Source organism: Sorangium sp. So ce296 (assembly GCF_051529605.1).
GTDB classification, from domain to species: domain Bacteria; phylum Myxococcota_A; class Polyangia; order Polyangiales; family Polyangiaceae; genus Sorangium; species Sorangium cellulosum_D.
The window spans coordinates 3,362,073-3,372,968 of sequence record NZ_CP150325.1 but is presented as its reverse complement, the minus strand read 5'-3'; the positions used below and the strand labels follow the sequence as shown (position 1 = coordinate 3,372,968).

At 72.0% G+C, this 10,896-nt stretch carries 7 protein-coding genes; 4 read left to right on the top strand and 3 right to left on the bottom strand.

Translation table 11 applies throughout. The features are described from left to right. Positions 1–213: 213 nt before the first annotated feature. From WME98_RS12730 to WME98_RS12720, 3 genes are all read left to right on the top strand, one after another. Positions 214–696, top strand: a complete 483-nt coding sequence (locus WME98_RS12730; RefSeq protein ID WP_437951577.1) for a hypothetical protein — start codon at positions 214–216, stop codon at positions 694–696. Positions 697–1,235: 539 nt separating this feature from the next. After that, entirely contained in the window at positions 1,236–2,357 is a 1,122-nt protein-coding gene (locus tag WME98_RS12725; RefSeq protein ID WP_437951576.1) for a DUF4419 domain-containing protein, read from the top strand. A 456-nt stretch (positions 2,358–2,813) separates the two neighbouring features. Beyond that, positions 2,814–4,508: an MYXO-CTERM sorting domain-containing protein gene (locus WME98_RS12720; protein ID WP_437951575.1), complete on the top strand. Its 1,695-nt coding sequence runs from the start codon at positions 2,814–2,816 to the stop codon at positions 4,506–4,508. Positions 4,509–4,693: 185 nt separating this feature from the next. Here WME98_RS12720 and WME98_RS12715 read toward each other — a convergent pair whose 3' ends face one another. After that, the gene (locus WME98_RS12715; RefSeq protein WP_437951574.1) at positions 4,694–5,254 is read right to left on the bottom strand and encodes a hypothetical protein; all 561 of its coding nucleotides are present in this window, start codon (positions 5,252–5,254) and stop codon (positions 4,694–4,696) included. Between the two features lie 274 nt (positions 5,255–5,528). Here WME98_RS12715 and WME98_RS12710 point away from each other — a divergent pair, with 274 nt between their 5' ends. Continuing rightward, positions 5,529–7,988, top strand: a complete 2,460-nt coding sequence (locus WME98_RS12710; RefSeq protein WP_437951573.1) for a PAS domain-containing protein — start codon at positions 5,529–5,531, stop codon at positions 7,986–7,988. 66 nt (positions 7,989–8,054) lie between these two features. Here the strand turns inward: WME98_RS12710 and WME98_RS12705 are convergent, their stop codons facing one another. Then, a complete protein-coding gene (locus WME98_RS12705; protein WP_437951572.1) occupies positions 8,055–9,194 on the bottom strand; it encodes a BON domain-containing protein in 1,140 nt (379 codons plus the stop codon). 605 nt (positions 9,195–9,799) lie between these two features. Beyond that, positions 9,800–10,735, bottom strand: a complete 936-nt coding sequence (argF, locus tag WME98_RS12700; RefSeq protein ID WP_437951571.1) for an ornithine carbamoyltransferase — start codon at positions 10,733–10,735, stop codon at positions 9,800–9,802. Between the last annotated feature and the right edge of the window lie 161 nt (positions 10,736–10,896).

Here is a 10,896-nt window from a genome sequence, read left to right as displayed (position 1 = left end):
CCGAGAGTCTGAGGCTGCGGGTTGGGGCGCGGCGTGGAGCCCTGGGGAAGGCCGGCAGGCGAGGATTGAGGTCTGACCGGGGTCTGGGGGGCCTGCGGCGGGGTGGCGGTATTGCCGAGAGTCTGAGGCTGCGGGTTGAGGCGCGGCGTGGAGCCCTGGGGAAGGCCGGCAGGCGAGGATTGAGGCCTGACCGGGGTCTGCGGGCTTCCAGCGGTGGCAGGGGGCGTCCTGGAGCCGGGGAGCTCAGGGGACTGCGAGCCGCCGCCGCCCGGCATCGCGCTCGGGTTCGGAGGCACGTTGACCGGAGAGGGCGGCCTGGGCGTCGCGGTGGGCGAGCTCGGCGCCGTGGTAGGCCCCTGGCCGACATGGGAACCATTGTTCCCGCCCGTCGTGCTCCCGAACTGGCTTCCCGAAGACGTGGTCGTCGTGTTCGTCGGGCCGGGCGAGCTCGTTTGGCTCACGCTCTTCCGCGTGACGGGATCCCAGCCGGAGAAGGCGCCCGGCTTCGGGGTCGGTTTCGGGGCCGCGGCCTGGTTCACGGCGTCGGGCACGGCCGTGCTGCTGGACGGGGTGCTGCTGCCGGCCGAGGGGTGGGTGAAACGGCCTGAGCCCTTGATCTGGTTGCCCAGCCCCGACCGGACCCCGGTGACTGGCGACGGCGAACGGCTCCGCGAGGACCTCATGGGCCATGATTGACGCGAAAATCATGCGTTGCCAAGCGCCTCGCCCCCGCGCCTCGCGGCGGGATATCCCGTGCCATGGCATTCCTGCGCCGCCCGCTGCGCACCGCTTCGGAGCCGCGTCAGGATCGGCGATCCCCGCACCTCGGATCCGCAACGGCGCGCCCCATTGCGGCGTTCGCCCGTCGAAACGCCGCCGCGGATCCCGGCATGCGTTCAGGGCGACGCGCGACAGGCGCCTTGATTGCGGCCAACCCGCCGAGCAGGTAATCTATCTCTCGAATGCATCCATCGGTGCAACGATGAAGCTGTAATATTCTCGTGTGAGCGAATTGTTTTGCCTTCCCCTTCACGCGCTTCAGGCGCCGGCCGCACAGTCGCGCGTCGGCGCGCCCGGCGGCTATCGAGGGCTGTCGGCGCGAATCCAAGGTTGAGCCGGCTCGCTGTGCGCCCGCCGCCGAGGCGAGTTGTCTCGCGCGGCGCTCTTGTGTACGAGGTTGGAGCGGCAGCGCTGGCCCATGAAGCCGTCGCGCAGGGCCAGGAGAGCGAGGATCCATGAGCATCACGACCATCGTCGTCACCGACTTCGAGCCTGCGACGGCGCCGCTGCCCGCGTTCGACGAGGAATCGACGGTGCAGAGCCTGCTCGTCTCCCCCGTCGAGGCCGCGTACCGCCATCGCCTGCCCATCGTCGGACGCACGGACGTGCACCCGCTCGTCCAGGCGGCGTACATGGCCTTCACCCAGCGCTACCCCCTCGTGCTCTCGCCCGACGTGGTCTGGTTCTGCCTGGCCCGGGGGTTCACGCTCCACGTCGCCGCGAACGAGGAGCAGCGGCGCCAGGTCCTCCTCGAGGACGGCGACTTCGAGCTGAGGATCGACCGGCCGGATTTCACGCTCGGTCAGGTGAACCCGTGGCCCGTCGCGTTCTCGGACCTCTCCGCCCAGATCGCCGCGCGGGTCGGCACGCTGCGGGAGCTCGTGACAGCCAGCTTCTCGACCACGGGGCCGGTGGAGCGCGTGGCGTCGGAGCTCACGGTCATGACGCCGTTCGTGCCGCACTTCGAGTGGCAGCCGCCCTTCCCCGCGGACATGAGCTTTCCGAACGCTGGAATCCCGCGCGTCTACCTGCTCGGCACGGCGGACGACTGGCGCTGGGTGCGCCACCGCGCGGCGGCGTTCGCCCCGTTCGGCGCGGAGCGCTGGACTCACGTCCTCCTGCCGGTGCTCGACCAGATCGTCGCCGCGGCGGAGGGCCGTCAGGATCCGGCGTTCTGGCGCGCCTTCTTCCGCTACGAGAACGCCGCGGACGAGCTCACCGGGTGGATCCACGTGCTCTTCCCCTACCTGCGCGCCTGGCCTGCCGACCACTTCGTTCCGAACACGGCCCTCGACGGCTGGCTCGAGCGGTGGCGGGCCGCGGAGGACAGGCGCAACCCGCTCGCCGCGCTGGCGAAGCCGGAAGGGCCCGGGCTCGCCCGGCTCCCGCCCGGGCTGACCAGCGCGCCCTTGCGGTTCATCGACGAGCAGCGCCAGGAGCACGCCCTGGAGTTCATCAGCGGTCTCATCGGCGTCACGCAGGACCAGCACTCGTTCGCGCTCATCCCGGAGTTCGTGTGGGCCGTCATCCACGGCGAGCCCGGGCCCGCGGCCGAACCGCCCGCCGAAGCGCGCTGAGCGCGGCGGCAGCCGCTCGGCGAGGGCCGCGCCCGCCCCGCCGCAGCCGCGCCCCGCGCCTCGGATCGAACCTCGCGTCGGCCAGCCAGGCCCGCGCCTCGGGCACGACGCGGAGCCTCAGGTCGCGCCAAACGCCGAGACGACGCAGTCCGCGCTCCGCCGCAACTCCCCCCGCCGCGCCGCGGGAGAGCGTCAAGTAGGCTGTTGCCTCCCAGCCCGGAACGGCAGCAGAAAACGCTCCTGACAGCCAGCGCGACTCCATGCGCCGCGGTGACAGCGTGCGTCAAAACAGGCGCGCACGGCGGCGTGGGAACAACTGGGCTGCAACATTTTGATGGTGCGGAGTTATGGAATCATCTGCTCCCAGCGCGCACGAGGAGGTGTACAGTGGCGCACATGCCGCAAACGCCTTACTTCATGGGTTCTCGCCGACGCGCGGTACGAGCCGCGCTCTCTTTGTCCCTCTTGCTCGCGCCGCTCGCGGGGGCTGTACCCGCGAGCGCCGCGGTGGAGCAGCTGGACGGCACACGGCTTCCCACGCCGGTCAGAGAGGCCGAGCTCGGCCTCGTGCGGGGCCGCGGGTTCCCGGAGAACGCCGTCACGCTCGATGGGCTCTTCATGTACCGGGGGGAGGACATCGATCCCGTGGCGGACGCGAGCACGGAGCCAGGCGTCTTTTCGCCGCTCTGCGGGTTCACGGGAGAGCTGGTGCTGCGCGGGGGCGGGTGCAAGGTCGCGTTCGGCTGGTACAACGCGACGGCGAGCGGCGTGCGCCCGCCGGACAACCAGATCTACGAGCTGATCCCCGCGGACACGTCTGTGGCGTTCCGGTGCGAGGACAACGACTTCTGCCCGCTGGCCACGATGATGACGACCCAGGCGGGGCAGCACGACTGGACGCCGACCCAGTTCTCGGCGGCCGACATCCGCAACGACGCGCGGTACCAGGGCGGCCTCGTCGGCTTCGCGCTCATCGGCAAGGCGGGCACCTACTGCACGCAGACGAAGTTCTCGCAGCGCGAGCTCAACACGGTCTGCACGAGCTGCACGCCGAACGAGCCGTGGGTGACGACGCTGATCTACACGTCGACGGCCTCGCCCGACGCGTTCTATGTCGCCTTCGAGGACCTGCCCGTGACCCCGACGAGCTGGAAGGGGAGCCAGGGCGGGTACGAGAACGACGGCGACTTCAACGACTTCGTCTATTACATCACGGGAGTGACCTGCCAGGGCGGCGGCCAGATCTGCGACACGGGGCTGCAGGGCGCGTGCGCCGTGGGGAGGACGGGGTGCGCGACCGAGGGCGACACCGAGTGCCTGAGGGTCCTCGAGCCCGGCGAGCAGAGCGAGCGCTGCGACAACATCGACAACGACTGCGACGGCGAGGTCGACAACGGCGAGGGCCTCTGCGCGGAGGGGCTCGTGTGCAACCGCGGGTCGTGCGTGCCCTACTGCGGCCGCGGCGAGGTCGTCTGCGACCAGGGCTTGGTCTGCGAGGAGGGCCTCTGCGTGGAGGAGGCGTGCGTGGGCGTGGTGTGCGAGGGCGGACAGGTCTGTGTCGGCGGCTCCTGCGTGGGCGGGTGCGACGGCGTCATCTGCCCGGCGAACCAGGAGTGCCAGCTCGGGCGGTGCGTGGATCTCTGCGCCCAGATCGAGTGCGAGGACGGCGCGGTCTGCGAGCGCGGCATCTGCCAGTCGAACTGCGGCTGCCGCACCTGCCCCGACGGCAAGACGTGCGGGGACGACGGCCGCTGCGTCGACGTCGGGTGCAAGGGCGTGACCTGCGCTGAAGGGCAGCTCTGCATCGGCGGGAGCTGCACCGACGCGTGCGCGGGCGTCGTCTGCCCCGGCAACGCGCCGTGCGCCCGCGGGTTCTGCGGCGACCCGCCGATCAACGGCGGCGTCACGGCCTCGAGCGGGGGCCAGGACGGAGGCGGCCTGTTCCTGGACGAGCCGCCGGATCTGACCTCGGGCGCTGGCGCTGGCGCTGGCGCGGGCGGCGGGGACAGCGGCTTCGTTCCCAAGCCCGACTCGTCCTGCGCCTGCCGCGCGGGCGCGACGTCCGAGGGCTCGCCGGCCCGCCTCGGCCTGCTCGGCCTCGGTCTCTTCCTCCTCGCCGGCCGCCGGCGCCGTCCGCGCGCCGCGCGCTAGCGCGGTCCTCAGCCGGGACTGACACGGTCTTCCGTCTTCCGTCTTCCGTCTTCCGTCTTCCGTCTTCCGTGCGCGTCCTTCGTGCGCGTGCGCGTGCGCGATTCCCCGGAGTCAGCGCGCACGCGCACGCGCACGCGGAGGCCAGACGCAGACGGGGGACGGGGGACGAGGACGGAGGCCCCGCGTCACCCGCCGGCGCGCGCCGCCATCGCGGCCACGAGGCCCGCCACGACCGCCGCGAGGAACCACGCGATGCGCGCGCCGGGGGGCTCGCGCCCCGCGGCGCCGGCGGGCAGCGGGAACACCACCGACCGCACCCGCCGGGACTCCGCGTCGACCAGGAGCACCCCGTCGACGTCGAACGCGAGCCGGTACTCGAGCAGCTGCCGCCGCGTGGCCGGCGTGTCGATGCGCGGCGCGAGCCGGCCTGTCTTCACCTCGGCGACATACCGCCTCTGGCCGTGCGCCACGAGGTAGTCCGCGCGGAGCCCGACGGTGAACGGCTCGCCGTCGATCTGGACTCCATAGGAGACCGCGACCTGCCGGCCAACGATCGTGTACCCGAGCTCGCGGAGGAGCGCCTCGGCGCGCGCCTCCCCCGCGGCGCCCTGCTCCCGGCAGCGCTCGATCCGGCGCCGCTGCCGGGCGCTCCGCCACGCGAGCCGGAGCGTCTGGACCAGCCCGAAGAAGAGCGCCGCGCCGGCCACGGCCAGGAGGAGCTCCGGCGGGATGTCGCGGAATTCCACGCAGCGCGCGTTTGCGCAGGAATCCGGATCCAGGGCCAAGTTTTGTGCGCACGCTTGTCCTCGGCCTGGCTGGCGCGCATGTCCGCACGCTCCTATTACAGTTTCACAAGAGGTATACACCGCCCGCTCGCGCCCTGGCGTGGCTGCGCCGTGCGCCGAGCGTGCTCGGCTGCTCCGGTCAGGGATGCACATCCACCATCGGCGAGAATTCCCGTATTATCCGGCCGAGGCCCGTCCCTCCGTGGTCGATCTCGAGAGCAGATCTCGGTCGCAGGTGCGTGTGCTGACCGAGGCCGGTCGCGCGCTCGCGGTGGCGCGCTCCGCGCGCGAGATCCAGGAGACCGTCCTCTCGGCGGCGCGGCAGCTGGGGGGCGCCGGCAGGGCCGTGTTGATCCTGAACGACGACGAGGGGCGGCCGGTCGTCCGGTCCTCGCTGGGGCTCGACCCGGCGCTGGTCGCCGAGCTCCGCGGCCGCCCGCTGCCGAGCTTCGACGAGGGGGTCGCGCGCGCGCTGCACGGGTCGGCCCATGTCGTCGCCGCCCCCTTGGTCCTCCGCGACCGCATCTCCGGCGTGCTCGCGGTCGAGCGCTTCCTTCAGGCCTCGGACGAGGATGCCTGGTTGCTCGCGGCGCTCGCGGATCAGGCCGCGGTGGCGCTCGCCAGCGCGGACGGGCAGGCGCCTCCCGAGCCCGAGGGCGTCGGCGAGCGCGCTGGCGAGGCCGCCGCGGTCGAGCTCGACGCGCGCCTGGAGGACGTACAGCGCGAGCGCTATCGCCTCCTCGCGCGAGCGGTCAAGGACCCGATCTGGGACTGGGACCTCCGGACGGACCAGGTCGAGCGCAACGAGACCTTTCATGAGGTCTTCCGCTACGCTCCCGAGCAGACGTCGCCCACGGGCGCCTGGTGGTTCACCCGCCTGCTGCCCGAGGATCGCGATCGCGTGGCGCGCGGCTTCGAGGAGCTCCTCCGCGGCAGCGGCGACAGCTGGTCGGACCAGTACCGCATCTACCGCGGCGACGGCTCCGTCGCCCACGTGTTCGATCGCGGGGCCGTGCTCCGCGACGCGCGCGGCGCGCCGATCCGCATGGTGGGCTTGACGGTCGACCTGAGCGAGCGGTTCCGGATCGAGAGCGCGCTCCAGGATCGAGAGGACCGGCTCCGGCTCGCGACGTGGGCGGCGGACGTGGGCACGTGGAGGATCGACCTCACCACCCTCTCCGATACGAGGGACGCGAGCCTCAACCGCATCCTCGGCCTGGAAGAGCGCGAGACGACGCAGCCGATGGACGACTGGCTGAGCCGCGTGCACCCGGAGGACCGCGACGCGGTGGCCGCGGCGCACCAGCGGGCCCTCCGGGAACAGCACGTCTACGACATGATCCATCGCATCGTCCGCCCCGACGGGGCGATCCGGTGGGTCCACGACCGCGGGCGGCTCATCGTCGATCGGGGCGGCTCGCCGCTGTTCTTGACGGGCGCCGTCGTCGACATCACCGAGCTGAAGCAGCTCGAGCGAGAGCGCGCGGACCTGCTCCGCCGCGAGCAGCAGGCGCTCGCCCAGTCGGAGAAGGATCGCCTCCGGGCCGAGGACGCGAACCGCATGAAGGACGAGTTCCTCGCGACCGTCTCTCACGAGCTGCGGACGCCGCTCACCGCGATCCTGGGCTGGGCGCGGCTGATCAAGGAGCGGGAGCTCGGCCCGGACCGCGTGAAGCAGGGGATGGCGGCCATCGAGCGGAACGCCCACGCGCAGGCGCAGATCGTCGACGACATCCTCACGGTCTCCCGGATCATCACCGGCAAGCTGCGGCTGAACACGGCCGCGGTCGACCTCGCGGCCGTCGTCGAGGCCGCCGTGGACACCCTCACGCCCACGGCGAGGGCGAAGGACATCGAGATCTGCGTCGAGCTCGACGACGCGCCCGACGAGATGAGCGGCGATCCGGACCGCCTCCAGCAGGTCATGTGGAATCTGCTCTCCAACGCGGTCAAGTTCACCCCGAAGCGAGGTCGGGTGACGGTCCGGGTGGGCCGGAGCGACGCGCAGGTCGTGATCGCGGTCACCGACAACGGCAAGGGCATCGCCAGGTCGTTCTTGCCGTATGTCTTCGACCGCTTCCGCCAGGGCGACTCCTCGCCGACGAGGGCGCACGGCGGCCTCGGCCTGGGGCTCGCCATCGTCCGCCACCTCGTCGAGCTGCACGGGGGCACGGTGGACGCGGAGAGCCAGGGCGAGGGAAGCGGCGCCACGTTCACGGTGATGCTCCCCCTGAACGCGGCGCCCTCCAGCGCGCGCGAGGAGCCGCCGCCCGCGCCGTGGCGCGTCGCGCTCGAGGAGGGGGAGCCGGCGCCGCTCTGCGGCCTCCACGTCCTCCTCGTCGACGACGAGCCGGACGCCCGCGAGATGATCGCGTTCCTGCTGGAGGGCGCGGGCGCGCAGGTCACCACGGCGGGCTCGATGGGCGAGGCCATGGGCGTCCTGGAGCGGCTGAGGCCCGATGTGCTGGTGAGCGACATCGGCATGCCGGGGGAGAGCGGCTACACGCTGATACGGCAGGTGCGCGCGGCGGGCCGGGCCGAGATCCGGGGGATCCCCGCGGTGGCCCTGACCGCCTATGCGCGGATCGAGGACCAGAGGAGGGCCCTCTCGGCCGGCTTCCAGAAGCACGTCGCCAAGCCGATCGACCCCGCCGGCCTGGTGAAGGTGGTCGTGGAGCTCGCCGGCCGGCCGTGAGCCGGCGAGGCCCAGCGCCCGGCGCTGGCGCTGCGCTGGTCCTGCCGTCGCGGTTGCCGGGCGAGGTCAGCGATGGGCGACGTCGTTCGCCATGGGGCGAGACGCGCTCTGCTGCGCGCCCGTCGAGGCCGTCGCGCCGGTCATGCCCGTCGTCGCGGTCGTCGCGGTCGTCGTCTCGGCGGCCCGCTTGATGCGGATCTGGTTGTGCACGTCCTCCACGCCGCGGACGTTCTCGGCGATCTGCTCGATGAGGCGCCTGTGGTGGCGCTCGCTGACCGTACCCTCCAGCGTGACCTCGCTGTTCTGAACACGGACAGTGACCTCGCTGACATCGATATCGTCGCGATCCGAGAGCAGCTCGCAGACATCTTCGCGGATGCGCTCGTCGGACCGCTTGTAGCCCTTGGGCCCGCGGCCGAGCGCGCTGCGCACGCGCTCTCCGATGTTGCTCAGCGCGCCGCTGACGTTCTGCATCGCGGAGCGGCCCGCGTCGCGGACCGTGCGAACGAAGTCCTGGCCGTATTCGCGGTCCTGATCGCGGCCCCAGCCGCGGTTGTCGTCGCGGCCCCAGCCGCGGTTGTCGTCGCGGCCGTAGGGGCTGCCGAAGCCGCGGTTGTAGTCGCCGCGGTAATCGCGGCCGTACCCGCCGCCGAAGCTGCCCTCGTGCTCGCCGCGGTAGTCGCGGCCGTACCCGCCGCCGAAGCTCCTGTTGTACTCGCCACCGAAGCTGCGGTTGTAGTCGCCGCGGTAGTCGCGGCCGTAGCCGCCGAAGCTGCCGTCGTGCTCGCCGCGGTAGTCGCGGCCGTACCCGCCGCCGAAGCTGCCCTCGTGCTCGCCGCGGTAGTCGCGGCCATAGCCGCCGCCGAAGTTGCGGTTGTAGTCGCGGTCGAAGCCGCCGTCGCGACCGGAGAAGCGGCCCTGGTCGTAGGTATGCTCGCCGCCGTAGCCGCGCTGCATCGCGCGCCCGTGGTCGCGGTCCTGGTCGTAGCCCGAGGTGCGGTGCTCGTCGCGCGACCAGCTGCGCTCCTGGAAGCTGCCCCGGGGCCGGCCGTAGCGCTCGTCCCAGCCTCCGCCCTGTCCCTGGCGCTCGTCCCACCTGCTGCCTTGTGCCTGGCGCTCGTCCCAGCTCCCTCCCTGTCCTTGGCGCTCATCCCAGCCGCGCTCGTCTCGACCGTAATCCATGTCCCTGTCGAATCGATTTCGCATGGTGGCAACTCCTTCGTTGCGTTGTGAAACAACGTCAAATGTGGTTCAACCACGCGCCGCGACGCTGCTCACAGCGACCCTGGCACAGCTCATCGCGTGGACCACCACAGTGGAGCGCAGCGGCCCGAGTCGCAATCGGGGAGAACCCTTCGTCGTCCCCCGGGGCGATCCCGAAACGAGCGATGTGGTCTCAAGCACAGATGAGATCGCCCATCGCGGTCACATCGTGCGGTATCGGGTGAGACCACATGGCCGCTGCGAGATTGCCCACCAGAGTCCGGCGGCGTGTTCACCATGAACGAACTCGCCGCATGCACGATCGAACACATCGGTCGAGCGGATCATTCCGCGCATGTGGCCCGGCTGGGAGCGGCGCGTCGAGCGCGGCAGCGCGTTGGAGCGTCGCGTCGGGTCACGTCGGATGAGGCCGCGCAAGAGCTCGCCTGTCGGCGCGCGTCGAACCTAGGGCTGTTCCCGACTGCCTATTGCGTCGGTGCCCCGCTCATGACGGCGGAGGGGAGGGCTGGATGACACTCCTGCTCTCTCTCCGCCTGACTCCGCCTGACCTCCGTTTGACGGCGGTCAGATTCCGTCTGTTCCGAGCCTCAGGCCAGCTCGACGCCGAGCAGCCAGAGCATCAGCGCCTTCTGCACGTGCAGCCGGTTCTCGGCCTGGTCCCACACGCGCGAGCGCGGCCCCTCCAGCGTCTCGTCGTCGATCTCCTCGCCCCGGTGCGCCGGCAGGCAGTGGAGCACGAGCGCGTGCGGCGCGGCCTTGCCCATCACCCCGGCGTCCACCGTCCAGCCGGCGAACGCGGCGCGGCGCCGCTCCGCCTCGCCCTCCTGGCCCATGCTCGCCCACACATCGGTGTTCACCACGTCTGCCCCCGCCGCGCCTTCGCGCGGGTCGTTCACGAGGGTGACGTGGCCTGTCGCCCGCGCCCGCGCGACCTCGTCCGCGGGCGGCATGTACCCCTCGGGCCCGGCGAGCACGAGGTGGAAGTCGAAGAGCGGCGCCGCCTCGAGCCACGAGCGCGCCATGTTGCTCGAGCAGTCGCCGAGGAACGCGATGCGCCGGCCGGCGATGCCGGTCCTGTCCCCGCCCGCCGCGAGCGCCTCCTCGATCGTGAAGATGTCGCTGAGCACCTGCACCGGGTGCCCGTCGTCCGAGAGCGCGTTGATCACCGGCACGCTCGCCTCGGCCATCTCGAGCAGGCGCGCGGTCGACGACGTTCGGAACGCGATCGCGTCGCAGTACCGGGCGAGCACGCGGGCCGTGTCGCGGATCGGCTCGCCGCGCGCGAGCTGGCTGCCCTGGGTGCTCAGCACGACCGGCTGGGCGCCGAGCTGCGCGATCCCGACCTCGAACGACACGCGCGTGCGGGTGCTCGCCTTCTCCAGCACGACCGCGACCGACCTGCCGGCGAGCAGCGTCGCGCGCCGCCCCTTCGGCTCCTCCTTCAGGCGCGCGGCGAGCCTGAGCACGCGGTGCGCTTCGGCCAGGGTCATGTCCGTGATCTTGAGGTAGTCGCGCTTCGCCATTGTCTCGCCTTCCGCGTCGCTGCCGTCCGGGGCGCGCGCCCTCCCGCCGCGGAGGAGCCCGCGACGAGCGCGCCGCGCGCCCGCCGTGATGTGGCACGACCGGGACGCCGCCGTCAATCGCGCCCGGGGGCGCCGAGCAGCTTCATGGCTGTCTGGTGGTG

Excerpts from the sequence above, each read along its gene's own strand:
- WME98_RS12725 (WP_437951576.1), top strand. The coding sequence starts at position 1,236 with ATGAGCATCACGACCATCGTCGTCACCGACTTCGAGCCTGCGACGGCG.
- WME98_RS12705 (WP_437951572.1), bottom strand. The coding sequence starts at position 9,194 with ATGCGAAATCGATTCGACAGGGACATGGATTACGGTCGAGACGAGCGC.
- argF (WP_437951571.1), bottom strand. The coding sequence starts at position 10,735 with ATGGCGAAGCGCGACTACCTCAAGATCACGGACATGACCCTGGCCGAA.